Here is a 17,245-nt window from a genome sequence, read left to right on the forward strand (position 1 = left end):
TTACGTTTCGCGCCGCCGGGCAGACGAACCAGTTAAGACGTGTCGCTACTTGATCTTGGTCGTACCCGGCGCCAGGTTGGGGTCGGTCTCGTTGGCCTCGGTCTGGAAGTGCTCGGTGTAGACGTTCTTGCCATCGCGGAACATCTCGTAGTACTGCATCTTGGCGTAATCCTCGCGCGCCTTGGTGGCGGCTGCGGCAGCGGCGTCGTCACCGGTGACGTTGGAGGAAAGCGCCCAACGCAGGCTGGCGTCCTCGTAGCCGACGGAGTTGATGGCGGGCAGCGACTCGCGCAGCGTCATATGCGCCTTCTGGTAGTCGGTCAGCGGTGCGCCGATCAGCTGCATGAGCTGGGTGGACAGGTAGTTGGTGGACAGGTCGTCGACCTCACTCGTCTGGTCGCAACCGGCAACGTCGTAGTTAGCCCAGATGATGTAGTCAGTCTGCCACAAGCGCTCCTGATGCGTGGCGTCGTCCTCGTCGGTAAACCACTTATCGTTGAACTTGGACGGGAAGAACGGCTGATGGTCGCCCCAGAACACCACGACCACCTTGCGGTCAAGCCTGCTCAAGGCGTTGAGGAAGTAGCGCAGCGCCTGGTCGGACTGCTCGATGCACGAGACGTACTCGTCGACATCGGACAGCGTGCCGTCCTCGACGGTCTTGGCGTCCAGATCGGTCGTGTCGATGTTGAGGTGCATCTGCTTATCTGCCGGCAGCAGGCCCGTGTCGTAGCCCGAGTGGTTCTGCATGGTCACATCGAAGATGAACTGCGGGTCGGCGTTCTGGTCGAGCAGCTCCAGAATCTTGTCGTAGGTAGCCTGGTCGGTCACCATGCCGCGCAGGGTATCGGCGCCCTGGAAATCGTTGATGGACAGGAACTGGTCAAAGCCAAAGTCCTTATAGACGTTCTCGCGGTTCCAGTTGGTGGCGTGGTTGGGGTGCATGGCCGTGGTGGAATAGCCGAGCGATTTGAACTGCTCTGCCAGGTTCCCGGTCGTCTCCATGTTGTAGATGGTGTAGGGGTACACGCCCGAACCCAGGTTGGCCATGGAGTTGCCGGTCATAAACTCAAACTCGGTATTGGCGGTGCCGCCGCCGTAGGCACTCACGTAGAGCTTGCCGCGGCTGAGGCAGTTGGACAGGTTCTTAAAGTACTGCGGGCCCTCGTAGCCGGCGCGCATTTTCTGGTAGATGGACAGGTCCGAGAAGGTCTCGTTCATGATGGCGATGACCGTGGGCTTCTCGCTGTCGAATTGCTCCTTTGCGGCGGCGCGCTCGTCGCTCTTGGCCGCGTCGGACTTGTCGTAGGCCTTGGCGTACTTTTTGAGCGTGGCCTTGGCATCGTCGACGGAGTAGTCGGCGGGTTTGGGCGGCTTGATGGACTGCGCCGCACTAATAAAGGCAGGCAGGTAGCCCTCGCGCCAGTAGCTCTCGAGCGGACGCCAGGTGTAGACGGTGATGCCGAGAGTGTTGTAGTAGTCGATGAGCGTGACATGCGCGGTCACACCGCCCAGGCATAGCACTGCCACGAGCAGGTTGGTGAGCAGCATGCGCTTGGCGCTGGCGGCACCCTTCTGACGGTGCGGTGCCACCAGGCCGGCGTACTCGCACAGCAGCATGGCGATGGCGGTAAAGCCCATGGACAGCACGCAGAACAGCGAGATCGAGAAGGTGTAGCCGTTGCCGGCGACCGCGGCGGCGGTGGAGATGGCCGAAAGGTCGCCCGGCTGGATGGGCATGGATTTAAACGTGATGACGAAGAACTCGGCAATGCCCAGGACAAAGAGGGCAAAGGCTAGGACGGCCGGTGCTGCGCCGTGGCGCTGGAACAGGAAGAACAGGCCGACCATGAGCACGGTGATGATGGCCCACTCGAGCAGGATGCACAGGGGGTAGACCCAGGTAAAGTCGTGGTTGGACGAGACCTCCATGCCCAGCAGCGCAAAGACGCCGGCGAGCAGCAGGCACAGGACGGCGGCGACGAGCGGTTTGCCCACAAAGGCACCGCGCAGGCGGGCGAGCTTGCCAGTGGGGGCGGGAGCGTCGGCCGAGGCGAACGCAAAGACGCGCGGTGCGATGCGGTCGCGGGCGATGCTGGCCCAAGCGCATCCGGTGAGAATGGCGTTGGTCAGGATGAGCATCACAAAGGCGAGCGGCTCGTTTTGAGCGACGAGGCCAATGGCGCCCCAAATGGTCAAAAAGAGCTGGAACAGGCCGAAGGCGACGCTCCACCCAAGAGCGCTTTTGGCAACGGTGCCCGACTTTGCGCAAATGGCCTTGGCCTCGCGCAAGACAAGGTAGACGGTCGCCGCAAGACCGACGAGCGAGATGGCGGCAGCGAACATGCTGAGACTCCTCACAAACTAAAACCTACGAAAGCGGGGATTTGCCCGATTGTTACCAAGATATGCGCAGCGATTGGTGGCTGCGCACAACAACCAGCCATATTAACGCGCGCGTGTGGCGGTGTGACGCAATGTAGTGGCGACCTGCGCGATAATGGACGGGAATTACACGGAAACGTAAAGGCTTCTTAAAGAAATGGCGAGGGTAGGGCGATGAGCGAGCAGGTTTGCGAGGCGGACATGGGCGGCGACGGAGCTGCGGGCGTGGATACGTACGGCTATCCGGTCGAGACTACGGGCAACGCGGTACTGGACATTTTGGAGCACCGTTCGTCCACGCGCGCTTTTGCGCGCGATGACAACGACCGTTCCGTGGCGGTGACCGACGAGCAGCGGGCGGCGGTTTTGCATGCGGCGAGTCGCGCACCGTCGGCGGGCGCCATGATGATGTATTCCATCGTGAGCATTCGCGAGCAGGCTACGCTGGACCGTCTGGCCGACCTGTGCGACCACCAGCCCATGATCGCCAAGGCGCCCTGGGCGCTCGTATTTGTGGTCGATTATGCCAAGTGGATCGATCTGTTTGAGCACGTGGGCTGCTTTGAGCCCGAGTTTGTCGAGCGCACGGGCAAGGCGCCCCGCCCCGCGCCGGGTTTGGGCGACTTTGCCATCGCGGCGCAGGATGCCGTGATCGCCGCTCAAAACGCCGTGGTTGCCGCCGAGGCCCTGGGGCTGGGGAGCTGCTACATCGGTGATATCGTCGAGAACGCCGAGGAAGTTGCCGCACTGCTGGACTTGCCTGCCTATACCATGCCGCTGTCGATGCTCATCATCGGCACGCCCCGTAAGGAGCGCCCGGCAATCGCACATCCCGTGGTGAACCTGGTGCACGAGGAGCATTATCGTCGCGCCGACGCCGCGACGATGGATGCGCAGGTGGCCGAGATGGATGCGATGTTTCGCCCGCACGCCCGCGAGGTGGGCGAGCGCGTCATCGACATCTACACCCGTAAGCACACGAGCCCCTTTATGGCCGAGATGAGCCGCTCTATGGAGTGGTGGTTCAAAAACTGGCTCGGAAAATGACGAATGTGACAAAGGGGGCGTCCCTTTGTCACATTCTATATCGCCGCGGTGGCCTAAAGGCCGCATAAATGTTTATCTAGCTGGGAAAACGGTGCCATTAAAATATGGGCTGATTACATATAATCCCGTCGAACGTTAAAATTGGGAGGAAACCGGCTTATGGAACAAAAGGCAAAGGAAGTAGCCTCGCACGCTGCGATTCCTGTGAGCATCTCGGCGATGCTCGTCACGCTGGGCGTGGTGTATGGCGATATCGGCACCAGCCCCATGTATGTAACCAAGGCACTCGTTGCCGGCAACGGCGGCATCGGAAGCGTCACGCAGGAGTTCGTGCTCGGCGCGCTCTCCCTTGTCGTGTGGACGGTCACGCTGCTGACGACCGTCAAGTACGTGCTGATCTCGCTGCGCGCCGACAACCACGGCGAGGGCGGCATCTTTGCCCTGTACAGCTTGGTCAAGCGCTGCGGCAAGTGGCTCATCATCCCCGCCATGCTGGGCGGCGCGGCGCTCCTCGCCGACGGCATCCTGACGCCTGCCGTTACCGTCACTACGGCCATCGAGGGCCTGCGCACCATCCCGGCGGTCCATGCCGTGCTCGGTGACGACCAGGGTCGTGTCGTCGCCATCACGCTTGCCATCATCATCGCGCTCTTCTTGGTGCAGCGCATCGGCACGGCCAAGATCGGTCACGCCTTCGGCCCCATCATGACGCTGTGGTTTTTGTTCCTGGGCGGCACGGGCCTGTTCTTTGTCTGCCAGTATCCCGCGGTGCTGCTGTGCCTCAACCCGTTGCGTGGCATCGCTTTTCTGCTGAGCCCCAACAACCATGCGGGCATCATGATTTTGGGCAGCTGCTTCCTCGCTACCACCGGTGCCGAGGCGCTCTATTCCGACATGGGCCATGTGGGCCGCGGCAACATCTATGCCACCTGGCCGTTCGTTAAGTGCTGCCTGCTGCTGTCCTACATGGGCCAGGGCGCGTGGCTTATCAACAACGCCGGCAACCCGGAGCTCATGGGTATCGCCGACCTCAACCCCTTCTACCAGATGCTCGCCCCGGGTCTGCGCCCCTTTGCCGTCGGCCTTTCCACCGTCGCGGCCATCATCGCCTCGCAGGCGCTCATCACCGGCGCATTCTCGCTGGTGTCCGAGGCCAGCCGCCTGGACCTCATGCCGCATATGCAGGTCTTCTATCCTGCCGAGACCAAGGGCCAGCTCTACATCCCCATGGTCAACAACGTCATGCTTGTCGGCTGCGTCATCGTGGTGCTGCTGTTCCAGAACTCGGCTCATATGGAAGCCGCCTACGGCCTGGCCATTACCCTGACCATGATGTGCACGACAATGCTGCTCTTCTTCTATCTGCACGTGGAGCGCAATCTCAAGGTCGCGCCGTGGATCTTTGCCGCCTTCTTCCTTTTGCTCGAGGGCTTCTTCTTTGTGAGCTCGCTCACCAAGTTCTTCCACGGTGGCTACTTCACCATCCTCATGGCTGCACTCATCATGGGCATTATGGTGTGCTGGTACAATGGCACGGCGGTCGAACAGCGCCAGTTTACGCTGCTGCCGCTGCGCAGCTATCTGCCGCAGCTCAAGCGCCTGCGCGACGACGACCGTTACGAGCGCATGAGCGACAACATCGTGTACCTGACCAAGGACACCCATACCGACTACATCGACCGTGATATCGTCTACTCGATCTTGGACAAGCATCCCAAGCGCGCTCGCGCCTGGTGGTTCGTGAATGTCGAGACCATGGAGGAGCCGCATACCTTTGCCTATTCGGTCGAGACGTTCGGCACCGACTACGTGTTCCGCGTGCATCTGTACCTGGGCTACAAGATTAACCAACGCGTCAATGCCTACCTGCGTCAGGTTGTTCAGGACCTGGCTGCCAGCGGCGAGCTGCCGGCGCAGACGCACGACTACTCGGTCTACAAGGATCCGGGCAACATCGGTACGTTTAAGTTCGTCATGATCCGCAAGCTGCTGGCGCCCGAAAGCGACGTTGAGCCCAGCGAGCGTACGGCCATCACGCTCAAGTACATCATCCGCCGCGCCGCCGGCACGCCTGCGCGCTGGTACGGCCTGGAGAACTCCAACGTGAGCTTTGAGTACGTGCCGCTGTTCACCAAGTTTAAGGCCGTGAGCAAGATGCAGCGCCTGGCTCCCGACGAGCGCCCGTAGTCGACGCTTAAGGTATGGCTGCGAACGGGCGGCTTGCAATGACAGGGTTTGAGCCTGGGGAGGAAACCATGGATGCAAAGGGGCTTGACGGTCGCGATCTTGCGGCCGAGCTGGTACGTGAGGCACGCGCCGACGCCGCCGAAGATCGGTTCTTTACGAATCGCGCCAACATGGACATGGCCGACCGCGTGATCTCGATCGTGGTGACGCTGCTTGTCGCGGCGTGCGTGTGCGCCCTGCTCGCGCACGTGCTGTTTGTCTAGCGACCGCCGGCTGCAAAGGCTATACACTTGGAACCACCACAAGGGAAACCACCACAAAGGTGCCTGTCCCTTTGTGGTGGTTTTTGTTTTGAGAGAGGGGCGGGGCGCTAATGGATGTCCATGCGGACGGCGATATTGCCGATAACTTTTGGTGGCGGCGCACAACGCAGACGCGACGCGGTCCTCTGTATGACGCTTGCGTATCGGCGGGGTTGCTGGTCGCGGCGACGATTGTGGGCGCGCTGCTCGACCATCCGGGTCTCGCGCCGAGCATCATGATCGTCTATGTGTTCGCCGTTCAGCTGTGCGCATTCTTTACCTGGAGTCGCCTGTATTGCTTGCTGAGCTCGGCTGCCGCCGTGGCGCTCTACAACTTCTTGTTTGTCGACCCGCGCTGCTCGCTGTCGTTTATCGACCGTGTCTATCCCGGCATGTTCTTCATCATGTTCGTGGTCTCGCTTGTATCGAGCTCGATTGCGTTGGCCCTGCGCCGTGCCTTGGCACAGGCTGCCGCCAGCGACCGCCGCACGCATATGGTGCTCGAGACCAACCGCATGCTGCAGCGGTGCGCTGATCAGCAGCAGATTGTCCATGCCATGGCAACGCAGCTGGCGCGTCTTTCGGGCTGTCCGGTCGTGTGGTACAGCGCCGACGCCGAGGGCGATGACCTGCTGCCGCGTGCGACATACACGGCCGTGGGCGATGCCGCGCCGGTGCATGAACTGGCGCCGCAGATGCCGCCGCGGCTCTCGGCGTCCGCCTATGTGGGAACGCCGCTCGATGCCACCTATGGCGGCTCGACGTTTTATGGCATCTACCTGACGGTTCGCACGGGCGACGGCTTCGTCCGTTCGGGCGACCCCGCCTCGGTGGTGGGCGTGCTGGCTATCGTTGCCGAGCCCGACGTGCTGACGCATGAGGAGCGGACGCTTGCCGATGCCATCGTGAGCGAAGGCGAGCTGGCGCTCGACCGCGCCCGCGCCATGGAGGCCCGCGAGGAGGCGGCGGTGCTCGCCAAAAACGAACAGCTGCGCGCCAACCTGCTGCGCTCCATCTCGCATGATCTGCGCACGCCGCTTACCAGTATTTCGGGTAATGCCGACGTGCTGCTCGATCAGGGCTCGACCGGCACCGCGGTGCTCGATGCCCAGACGCGCCGCGGCCTGCTTCTATCCATTCGCTCGGATGCGCTGTGGCTCAACGCCACCGTCGAGAATCTGCTCGCCATCACCAAGCTCGAGGGTGGCGGTATGCGCCTGTCGACCACGCTCGAGCTCATGGACGATATCGTCGAGGAGGCGCTGCGCCACGTGAACCCTGCCGTGCGCGAGCACGACCTTAAGGTGGTGGCGTGCGATGAGCCGGCGCTCGTCAACGTCGATGCACGCCTGATGGTGCAGCTGGTGGTCAATCTGGTGAACAACGCCATCACCTATACGCCCGCGGGCTCGCATATCATGATTTCGATTAGCGTCGACGATGGACGCGTGGCGTGCTCGGTGGCCGATGATGGTCCGGGCATCGCGCCCGAGGATCGCGAGCGGATCTTCGAGTCGTTCTATACCGCCAACCATGGTCTGGCCGACAGCCACCGCAGCGTTGGCCTGGGTCTTTCGCTCTGCCGTTCCATTGCGTTGGCACATGGCGGTAGCATAGAGGTTGCCGCGGCGGACCCGCACGGTTCGGTCTTTACGATTGAACTTCCCGCCGCCGACGTTTCGTTTGATAAGGAGTAGCGCTGTGCCGAACTCTGCCGTAAAACCGCTCATCTTGGTCGTTGAGGACGACCCCGCCGTTCGCAATCTTATTGTTGCCGCGCTCGAGGCGCACGGCTTGCGCCATATGGCTGTGGAGACCGCCCATGCCGCCATCGCCGCCGCCTCATCGCAGGCACCGAGCATTGTGCTGCTCGATCTGGGCCTGCCCGATATGGACGGCGTCAAGGTGGTGGAGTCGGTGCGTGCATGGTCGGGCATGCCGATTATCGTGGTCTCGGCGCGCAGCGAGGATGCGGACAAAATCCGCGCGCTCGATGCCGGCGCCGACGACTATCTGACCAAGCCGTTTTCGGTCGAGGAACTGCTCGCGCGCATTCGCACGACGCTCAGGCGCCTTTCGTATGCGCAGACGGGCGGCGTTGTCTCCGAGGGCTCGTTCGATACCGGTGAGCTGCATATCGATTTTGATGCCGGCATCGCCACAATGGATGGCGAGGAACTGCATCTGACGCCAATCGAGTATAAGCTCCTGTGCCTGCTGGCGCATAACGCCGACAAGGTACTGACGCACCAGTTTATCCTGCACGAGATTTGGGGCACGGCGACCAAGAGCGACCTGGCGAGCCTGCGTGTCTTTATGGGCACGCTGCGCAAGAAGATCGAGTCCGACCCCGCGCATCCGCGCTATATCCAGACGCGCGTGGGTATTGGTTACCGATTGGTCATCCAGGGATAGGTCGGCATCCGCCATCCCAATATGAGTTGCGGTGAAATACGGTCTAAATTTACCTAATTCCAGGCAAAAGTCCGTATTCCACCGCAACTTTGTTATCTGCCCTTGGGCTTGCTGGCGTAGAACTTCTTCTTTTTAGGTTTGCCGGCGGGGGAGGGCTTGCCGGCAAAGCTGGACTTGCCGTTGCCGCGCGGCCCTCGGTCGCCGGCCTGCGCGTGCGCGGGCGCTGCTGCACGTGTCTTGCGGGCCTCGGGGTTGCGCAGTTCCTCGACGCGCTCGGCAATTTCCTCGGCGCTAAAGCCGACCTCGGCCATGGCGTCCTCGATGGGCAGGCGGCGCACGATGTAGCAGTGGTGCACTTTCTGGTTGCGCGCGAAGTCCTCGGGGATGGTCTGCGCCGTAATGTCCTCCAGCACCACGCCCGCGCGGGCGAGCTTGCGCGTTTCGGGGCGGAAGCCGCGCAGGTTGCAGCTAAAGATGGCATGGCCGCCCTGCGCAAGCAGGCGCGATACGCCGGCCAAAAGCTCAACATGGTCGCGCTGGACATCCCAGGTGCGACGGCCCATCTTGGACGAGTTCGAGAACGTTGGCGGGTCGACAAAGATCAGGTCCCAGCGGTTGCGCGTCTGGCGCTGGTCGCGAATCCAGGCGAGCACGTCGTCGCGCACAAAATGATGCTGAGGCCCCACAAAGCCGTTCTGGCACATGTTGCGCTCGGCCCAGTCCAGATAGGTGTTGGAGAGGTCGACCGTCACGGTCTCCTCGACGCCGCCATCGGCCGCGTAGCAGGTGGCAGTGCCGGTGTAGGCAAACAGGTTGAGGAAGCGGCGCGCCTGCTTGGCGTGCTCGCGCACCAGGTTGCGGGTGACGCGGTGGTCCAAGAAGATGCCCACGTCCAGGTAGTCGTCAAAGTTGACGGCAAAGGTGAGGCCGCCCTCTTCGATGAGCGGGAGGCGACGGCGCGCGATGTTGGCGCGTTCGCCCGATCCGCCCTTGCCGGCGCCCTGCTTGCCGTACTGCGAGCCACCGCGCGAACGCATGCGGGCCTTGGCGTGCACATGCTCGGCGGGAACATCTAGGATGCGCGGCGCGATAGCCAGAATGTCGAGCATACGGGCCTGAGCCAGTGCGGGGTCGATGGTCTTGGGCGCGGCGTATTCGGCGATGACGAGCCAGCGGCCCGGAGTCTGCGGGCAACCCTCGTACAGATCGATGGCGGCGGAGTAGTCGGGCAGGTCGGCATCGTAGACGCGGTAGCAGCTCACGCCCTCGCGCTTGGCCCACTTGCGGCGCAGACGGGCATTCTTGCGCAGGCGGTTGGCGAACTGCCCGGACTCGGGGATGAGCACGGGCAGCGGCTTGCCGTCGCCCAGGTCGAGCGTGGCGGCAGGTTCGGGCATGGCGGAAGCGGCAGCTTTGTCGTTGACTTCGTTGGCATCCGCAACCTCGGCCTCGGTATCCGCACTGGTCGCAGCCTCAAACGCTGCGGCGGCGTGGTCGAGCGAAGGCCAGACTTCGACGGTCGCCTCTTCGTTGTTGGGCATGACGGCGATGGAGCGCGCGGGCTCGGCGTGGAGCGCGCGGGCCAGCAAGCCGTCGCGGGTGAGTGCGGCGACCGGCGCCGCGGCAAACTCGGGCGCGCGGCGCAGCTCGCCGACCAGCGTCATGGCGTCGTGCATGAGCGAAAGCGGTGTCTCGGTCGTATCCGCGACCACGGCGGCGCCGGCGACAGCGCCCGCGTGGTCCAGTACGGTGGCGGACTTGGCGGCGCAAAAATCGACAAAGCGCTTGTAGCCGGCACATTTAACCATGCGCTCAGCGGTCTTACGGGCGGCGGGGTCAACATCCACGGCCACGATGCGCGCCTGGCGCTCGCGCGCTGCCGCCTCGCGCTCGCGCGCCTCGGCAAGCAGCTGCTCCCACAGGGCGGCATCGTGCAGCTGCCAGCCCTCAAAACCCCAGCGCTCGCGTGCGGCGCCCGGGGCGCGGTCGGTCAGAATGTTCACGGCCTCCAGCAGCAGACCGCCGCCGGCGCACGAGGCATCGATCAGCGTGGGAAGGGCTTCGTTCTCGTAATCGTCGGCCGTCAGCTCGCGCTCGCATAGTGCGGTCCAGCCGACCTGCGCCAGCACCAGGGCGGCGTAGTCGGGGCGCAGCACGTGCGCGCCCTCGCCGGCGCGGGTCGCAGCGGGCGGCAGACGTTTGAACAGCGGGTCGCCCGAAAGGTCCAGGCTGATGCTCGCGCGGCGCTGACGCAGCGAAAGCAGTAGGTGAACACCGGGGTCGGCGGCATCGACGTCGGCGCGACGGCCCGTGGTCTCGGCCAGACGGTCGCACAGCGCGTCCTTGGCGCGCAGGGCCGAGAAGCGCGTGTTGCGCAGCTGCTCGGTCACGCCGCGGGCGGTGATGGCGATGGTAGCGCCCGGGCGGACGATGCTCTCCCAGGCGATGTCGTAAACGCTATCGTACAGTTCATCGGCATCCTGCGCCTCAAAGCGCCCGAGTACCACGAACACGCGGCTGGCCAGGCGCGACCACAGACAGGCGCGATAGCCTTCTTCGAGCTCGCTCTCAAATGTAGCGCGGCCCTTCAGGCGGCGGACATGCGAAAGCCCGAGGCGTTTAAGCTCATCGGCGAGTGCGGACTCAAAGCCCTCGGGGCAGCTTGCGTAAAATTCCATGGGTGACCTCTCTGGTTGCGTCGCTCCATTATATGATGGATGCTTCGTTTGCCCTTATCCTCGAAAGGAACCCATATGATTGATGCGTGTCCCGAACCCGCTGTGCTCTTTTTTGACGTGGACGGCACGCTGACGTCGTTCGATCCCGACGATATGACCGATAAGGACTTCAATGCAATCCATCCGTCGAAGGCCGTTGTCGATGCATTTGGTCGCCTGCGCAATGCGGGTCACCAGGCATTTATCTGCACGGGTCGCCCCTTGTGGCTGATTGCCGATGGCCTGCGCGCGCTGAACCCGGCGGGTATCGTTGCCATGGCGGGGGCCACGCTAGAGGTCGAGGGCCGCGTGGCACACGAGGACTGCATTGACGAGGACATTGTTGAGGAGCTCGCGCGTCGCATTACTGTGGCGGGCGGCGAGGCGTTGTTCGAGACGAACGGTGCCACCTATTCACTTGAGCCAGTTGGTGTCGAACAGTCATTTCTGCTAGGCGCCGGCGTGGTGCATGGCGTTGATCAGATGCGCGTCGATGGCCGCTTGCGCGTAGGCAAGGTGTGCATTAACGCGTGCGACCTGGCTCGCGTAGCCAACGATGACGGCTTTATCGAGCGCGAGTTTGAGCTGTGCAACACCGGTGGTCAGAATCGCGAGCTGAGCCCCAAGGGCATCGACAAGGGCGTGGGCGTGGCGCGGGCGCTGGAGTATCTGGGTCGCGCGGGAAATGCGCGCACCTTTGGCTTTGGCGATTCGGGCAACGACCTGGGCATGCTCGCCGCCGTCGAGACGGCTGTCGCCATGGGCAACGCCATGCCCGAGGTCAAGGCGATCGCCGACTACGTGACCGACGATGTCGCACACGATGGCACCGTCACAGCGATGCGCCATTTTGGGTTGATTTAATAAATGGCCGGGTCGCCCGCAGTGGGGGCGACCCGGCCATTTGAGCTATTTTGCAATATAGAGCTTGGGATGACTGCGACTGCTCTCGATCGCCGCCGTCATGATGCCCTCGTTGTCTCCATCAACGATGATGCCGTCGAGGTCATCGATCTGCGCGGACTGATAAAAACTGGTCTTGTTGAACTTTCCCTGGTCAACCATCATGTAGCCCTGGTTTGAGTTGGTAAGGTACATATGCTTGATCATGGCCGAGAAGTCGTGCTCGACGGTAAAACCGTGGTCGGGGTGGAATCCGTCAGCACTGACAAACGCCTTGTCGGCATGTAGTTTGCTCATGCAGTCGAGCGTCAGTGCGCCCGCGAGATAGAGGTGGCCCTTGCGCACGGAGCCGCCCAGCAGCACTACCGAAGCATTGGGGAGATTGAAGCTGGCGTAGTTCGCGATTGCAAGATCGCCGGTGATAATGGTGATCTCACGCTTGTCCATGAGGGCCTTAGCGAAGTAAAAGCCTGTGGTGCCGATATCAATTACCAGAACATCGCCATCATCAACAAGAGTTGCTGCGGTTGCGGCGATGGCTTCCTTGGCCTCGACTTGGACATTGATGCGCTCCTCGGGATACGAGATTGCGTTGGAGCGAGAAAGCGATACCGCTCCGCCGCGTACGCGACGCAGCTTGCCTTCGGATTCCAGCGAGATGAGGTCGTGTCGTGCGGTGACTTCCGAAACCGAAAAACGGCGAACGATGTCGGATACCGAGATATTTGGCTTTTCGGCCAGCCAATTCATGATAAATCGCTGACGCTCGGCCGGTGAAAGGTCTGAAGTAGATGCCATATGCCGCTCCTTTTGAACAAAAGGTAAAAGATGCGCCTTTCGTAATCGAAATATAACGTATCGATATGAAAAGAACAAGGCAAATTCGAATGAATCAAAAGAACGGAATGGCATGTCACAAATGCATGCGTAGCAGATAGTTCGCACGTAAACGGGCTATAAAGAGTCTCATTCTGAAGGTGCCGCCCAAAAGAAGTACGTTCACGCCCGATATTCGACCGTTCACGGAAAGTTGACAATTGAGCTTTCGATAGCTTTTGAAATGGTTTATAAAAGAAAACCGAAAAGCTTTTGAAACAAAGAAGAAGGCTTTCGATAGCAATAGTGTTAGATGAGAAAGGACCGAACATGGCGATCAAGGTGTTTGCCGACGGCGCTAACCTCGAGGGTATGCTTGACATGCATGACAATGGCAACGTTCAGGGCTTCACGACCAATCCTTCCCTTATGAAGGCCGGCGGCGTGACCGACTACCGCGCTTTTGCCAAGACGGTTCTTGAGCACATTACTGATGTGTCGGTCTCTTTTGAGGTATTCGCCGACGACGAGGCGGGTATGGAAGCCGAGGCTCGCGAGATCGCAACCTGGGCAGACAACGTCTACGTTAAGATCCCGGCGCTCAACACCAAGGGTGAGTCCACTGCCGCGCTGGTCAAGCGCCTTTCTGCCGACGGCATCAAGGTGAATGTCACCACTATCTTCACGCCCGAGCAGGTCGACGAGTTTGTCGATGCCGTCTCTGCTGAGACCCCCTCTATTCTGTCCATCTTCGCCGGTCGCATTGCCGATACCGGCGTCGATCCGCTGCCCCTCATGGCGGAGTCCGTAAAGAAGGCTGCCGTTAAGCCTGCTGCCGAGGTTCTCTGGGCGTCTACGCGCGAGGTCCTCAATATCTTCCAGGCGGAGTCCGTTGGATGCCAGATCATTACGGTCCCCAATGCCCTTCTTGCCAAGCGCAAGAATTTCGGGAAAGATTTGCTTGAGTACTCGCTTGATACGGTCAAGGGTTTTGCCCGCGACATTCAGGCGCTTGGTTTTCATATCCTGCCCGAGGAGTAGGGGACGAGCATGCTGACCGATCTTCTTAAGCCCGAGCTTGTTGCCTGCCACGTCGAGGCCTCCGACTGGGAGGAAGCGATCAGGGCATGCGGTAAGTTGCTCGTAGACGCTGGCAAATGCGATCAGAGCTATGTTGACGCCATGATTTCATCGGTTCACAAATTCGGCCCCTATATGGTCTTGGAAGAGGGCATCGCCATGCCCCACGCTCAGGCAGATGGCAATGTGAGCGAAGCGGGAATCTGTATCGTCACGCTTGACCCAGCCGTTGCGTTTGGACACGAGGATTTCGATCCGGTTCACGTGCTCGTGGGTATTTGCGCACCCGACCCCAAGGCTCATCTTGGCTGCTTGGCGGAGCTTTCGCAGATGTTCGAGGACGAGGACTGCGTTGCCAAGCTCAGCGCATGCGATACGCCCGAGCAGGTTTTGGAGACCATGCGTTCATTCTTTTAGGCCTTAATGGCACGGCGATGCGTCGCCGCTTTTGGATAGACGGAAAACCGTCACGTGTAGGAGAGGAAGGTTGCCATGCATATCATCACCGTATGCGGAAACGGCATCGGGTCCAGCCTGATGCTCGCTGGCAAAGTCGAGGAGCTTTGCGAGGAGGAGGGCATCAAGGCCGACGTTGAGTCTATGGACCTGAACGGTGCTTCTTCCGCAAATCCGGATCTGTTCATCACCGTTAAGGAACTCGCCCCCGAGCTCCACGGCAACGTTGTGATCGTTCGCAGCTATGTGAACAAGAAGAAGATCCGCGAAGACGCCCTCGAGGCAATCAAGGCGGCCGCCGCTAACGCCTAAAGCGGCACAAAAAAGGGCGGTTCCCTGTGGAAGAGGGAAACGCGCCCACGTTAGAGAGAAAGGAAGCGCAGATGCAAGCCATCCTTCCCATACTTGAGTTTATCCAATCGATTCTGACCAAGCCAGCGTGGATTATGGGTCTATTTGCCTTTGTGGGCCTTGTCGCGCTTAAGCGTCCTGCCCACAAGGTGATGACGGGCACCCTGAAGCCCATTCTTGGTTACATCATGCTGTCTGCCGGCGCCGCTGTTGTTCAGGAGAACCTTGCTCCGCTGGGTACCTTCATCGAGACCGGTTTCCACATCACCGGCGTCGTGCCCAACAACGAGGTCGTCGTTTCGATGGCTCAGAGCGTCCTCGGCGTTCAGACCATGATGATCCTGATTCTCGGCTATGTCGTGAACATTATCATTGCCCGCTTTACCAAGTTTAAGTACATCTTCCTGACGGGCCATCACAGCATGTTTATGGCCTGCCTGCTGTCTGCCGTTCTGCAGGCATCTGGCTTCCAGGATGTCCAGCTTGTCATCGTGGGCGGCATGTTCCTGGGCCTCGTGAGCGCTATGCTTCCCGCCGTTGGTCAGCGTTTCACCGAGAAGGTTACCGATGGCGATGAAATCGCCATGGGCCACTTCGGTTCACTCGCCTATTACATCTCCGCTGCAGTCGGTACGCTTTTTGCTAAGGACGCCGAGGAGAACAGCACCGAGAAGATCGAGGTTCCCGAGAAGTTCGCCTTCCTGCGCGACACTACCATCTCCACGGCTCTTACCATGGCCTTCTTCTACCTGGTTACCGCTTTCGCCGCTTACATCGCAGATCCTGCGGTCGTTACCAAGACCGCTGGCGGCGACAACGTGATTGTCTATGCCCTGACCTGTGCCCTGTCCTTCGCCGTCGGTGTCACTATCGTCTACAACGGCGTTCGTATGATCCTTGCCGACCTGGTCCCGGCTTTCCAGGGCATCTCCAACAAGCTGATCCCCGGTGCCATCCCCGCCGTCGACTGCGCCGTCTTCTTCCCCTATGCTCCCACCGCCGTCATCCTCGGCTTTGTCGCTTCCTTCATCGGTGGCGTGGTCGGTATGTTCATCGTGGGCGCTACCCTGGGCATCTTCATCATCCCGGGCATGGTTCCCCACTTCTTCTGCGGTGCTACCGCGGGCATCTACGGCAATGCTACCGGCGGTCGCAAGGGCGCAGCTCTTGGCGCTTTCGTCAACGGCCTGCTCATCACCTTTGCCCCGGCCCTGCTCCTGCCCGTTCTTGACGTCTTTGGCTTCAAGAACACTACGTTCGGCGACTTCGATTTCTCCGTCATTGGTATTACGCTTGGCCGCGCTGCCGAGGCCTTCGGTACCACCGGTGTCTACGCGATTCTTGCTGTCCTTCTGATCGTCGCCTTCGTCCCCAACTTCATCCACACCAAGGGTGCTGTGATCAATCACGTTGAGGAAGAGTAATCCAGGCATACGTTAAGCCCTAATCGGGCGGAGCTCCGATAACCGGCTCCTACACGGAAGCGGTGGCGTCTCAAATGAGGCGTCACCGCTTTTTGTTTTGGAGCGGTTGCGAAAACGCACCGGTGAAGTGCTGTCTCTGCGCCGCGAACGGAATCAACCGCGATGATCAGCAAAAACGTTTTGCCGCTGGGGTGTCGATATAAAAATGGTAAAACTGCAAAACCGTTCGCCGAGAAGATAAAAAACCGCAGTTCACGCCTTGGTAAACGTAGGTAAAGTGTTTAGCAGTTTAACGCCCATGTGCAAGCGAAAGGAATCAGGCAGATGGCAATCAAGGTGTTCGCTGACGGTGCAAACCTCGAGGGCATGCTCGACATGTACGAGAACGGCAACGTTCAGGGTTTCACGACCAACCCGTCCCTTATGAAAAAGGGTGGCGTGACGGATTACCGCGCGTTTGCCAAAGAGGTCTTGACCCACATCACCGATGTATCCGTGTCGTTTGAGGTCTTTGCCGACGACGTCGAGACCATGGAGGTCGAGGCGCGCGAGATCGCTACCTGGGCCGAGAACGTCTATGTCAAGATTCCGTGCGTGACTACCAAGGGCGAGTCCACCGCCGAGCTGGTCCGCAAGCTTTCGGCCGACGGCATCAAGGTCAACGTCACCACCATCTTTACGCCTGCGCAGGTCGACGAGATGGTCGAGGCCGTTGACGCCGAGACGCCGTCAATCATCTCGCTCTTTGCCGGCCGCATCGCCGACACCGGCGTCGATCCCATTCCGTTTATGACGGAGTCGGTCAAGAAGGCCGTCGCCAAGCCCAACTGCGAGGTCCTGTGGGCGTCCACGCGTGAGCTTATCAATATTTACCAGGCGGAAGGATGCGGTTGCCGGATCATCACGGTGCCCAACAGCATCCTGGCCAAGCGTAAGAACATCGGCCGTGACCCGTACGAGGTCTCGCTCGATACCGTGCGCGGTTTTGCCAAGGATATCGCCTCGCTCGGTTTCCATATCCTGCCGTAACGCGAACGCTGGCTACATCGCGGGTTGTTCGCCCCGGCCTTTCCTTTCCCTATCGCTCACGCGCTTCGCGAGGGTCGCGCTAGGCAAAGGAAAGGCCGGGGCTGCCGACACGAACTTGCCGGTAGGTTGGTGA

Annotated in this window: 14 protein-coding genes; 11 read left to right on the forward strand and 3 right to left on the reverse strand. The window is 60.8% G+C overall.

All coding sequences use genetic code 11. The annotated features are described in order from the left end of the window. Positions 1-45: 45 nt before the first annotated feature. Positions 46-2,346 (reverse strand): LTA synthase family protein, encoded by a 2,301-nt coding sequence (locus tag DW112_RS08380; RefSeq protein WP_118328755.1) that lies wholly within the window; start codon positions 2,344-2,346, stop codon positions 46-48. 213 nt (positions 2,347-2,559) lie between these two features. On the opposite strand from DW112_RS08380, the gene DW112_RS08385 reads away from it, so the two are divergent. From DW112_RS08385 to DW112_RS08405, 5 genes are all read left to right on the forward strand, one after another. Further along, positions 2,560-3,432 carry a nitroreductase family protein gene (locus DW112_RS08385; protein WP_118328756.1) on the forward strand — a complete coding sequence of 291 codons (873 nt, stop codon included), beginning with the start codon at positions 2,560-2,562 and terminating at the stop codon, positions 3,430-3,432. Between the two features lie 159 nt (positions 3,433-3,591). Next, complete coding sequence (locus DW112_RS08390) at positions 3,592-5,619, forward strand: KUP/HAK/KT family potassium transporter (protein WP_118328757.1); 2,028 nt, start codon at positions 3,592-3,594, stop codon at positions 5,617-5,619. A 68-nt stretch (positions 5,620-5,687) separates the two neighbouring features. Next, positions 5,688-5,882 carry a hypothetical protein gene (locus DW112_RS08395; protein ID WP_117582963.1) on the forward strand — a complete coding sequence of 65 codons (195 nt, stop codon included), beginning with the start codon at positions 5,688-5,690 and terminating at the stop codon, positions 5,880-5,882. A 110-nt stretch (positions 5,883-5,992) separates the two neighbouring features. Next, entirely contained in the window at positions 5,993-7,618 is a 1,626-nt protein-coding gene (locus tag DW112_RS08400) for an ATP-binding protein (protein ID WP_118328758.1), read from the forward strand. Positions 7,619-7,622: 4 nt separating this feature from the next. Then, positions 7,623-8,336: a response regulator gene (locus DW112_RS08405; RefSeq protein ID WP_118328759.1), complete on the forward strand. Its 714-nt coding sequence runs from the start codon at positions 7,623-7,625 to the stop codon at positions 8,334-8,336. 92 nt (positions 8,337-8,428) lie between these two features. Here the strand turns inward: DW112_RS08405 and rlmKL are convergent, their stop codons facing one another. Beyond that, on the reverse strand, positions 8,429-11,014 hold the full coding sequence (gene rlmKL, locus DW112_RS08410) for a bifunctional 23S rRNA (guanine(2069)-N(7))-methyltransferase RlmK/23S rRNA (guanine(2445)-N(2))-methyltransferase RlmL (RefSeq protein ID WP_118328760.1): 2,586 nt from the start codon (positions 11,012-11,014) through the stop codon (positions 8,429-8,431). 75 nt (positions 11,015-11,089) lie between these two features. Between rlmKL and DW112_RS08415 the strand changes: the two genes are divergently transcribed. Further along, positions 11,090-11,917, forward strand: a complete 828-nt coding sequence (locus tag DW112_RS08415; protein ID WP_158571746.1) for an HAD hydrolase family protein — start codon at positions 11,090-11,092, stop codon at positions 11,915-11,917. 45 nt (positions 11,918-11,962) lie between these two features. Here the strand turns inward: DW112_RS08415 and DW112_RS08420 are convergent, their stop codons facing one another. Then, entirely contained in the window at positions 11,963-12,754 is a 792-nt protein-coding gene (locus DW112_RS08420) for a DeoR/GlpR family DNA-binding transcription regulator (RefSeq protein WP_128620070.1), read from the reverse strand. Positions 12,755-13,102: 348 nt separating this feature from the next. On the opposite strand from DW112_RS08420, the gene DW112_RS08425 reads away from it, so the two are divergent. The 5 genes from DW112_RS08425 (at position 13,103) to DW112_RS08445 (ending at position 17,112) form a co-directional block, all read left to right on the forward strand. Next, complete coding sequence (locus DW112_RS08425) at positions 13,103-13,813, forward strand: transaldolase (protein WP_117564350.1); 711 nt, start codon at positions 13,103-13,105, stop codon at positions 13,811-13,813. Between the two features lie 9 nt (positions 13,814-13,822). Continuing rightward, complete coding sequence (locus tag DW112_RS08430; RefSeq protein WP_117582968.1) at positions 13,823-14,269, forward strand: PTS sugar transporter subunit IIA; 447 nt, start codon at positions 13,823-13,825, stop codon at positions 14,267-14,269. Between the two features lie 75 nt (positions 14,270-14,344). Beyond that, positions 14,345-14,620 carry a PTS sugar transporter subunit IIB gene (locus DW112_RS08435; RefSeq protein ID WP_022094539.1) on the forward strand — a complete coding sequence of 92 codons (276 nt, stop codon included), beginning with the start codon at positions 14,345-14,347 and terminating at the stop codon, positions 14,618-14,620. 71 nt (positions 14,621-14,691) lie between these two features. Next, positions 14,692-16,083 carry a PTS ascorbate transporter subunit IIC gene (locus tag DW112_RS08440; protein ID WP_117635569.1) on the forward strand — a complete coding sequence of 464 codons (1,392 nt, stop codon included), beginning with the start codon at positions 14,692-14,694 and terminating at the stop codon, positions 16,081-16,083. Between the two features lie 324 nt (positions 16,084-16,407). Beyond that, a complete protein-coding gene (locus tag DW112_RS08445; RefSeq protein WP_199585354.1) occupies positions 16,408-17,112 on the forward strand; it encodes a transaldolase in 705 nt (234 codons plus the stop codon). The last annotated feature ends 133 nt before the right edge of the window (positions 17,113-17,245 follow it).

Source organism: Collinsella sp. AM09-41 (assembly GCF_003473245.1).
Classification (GTDB): Bacteria; Actinomycetota; Coriobacteriia; order Coriobacteriales; family Coriobacteriaceae; genus Collinsella.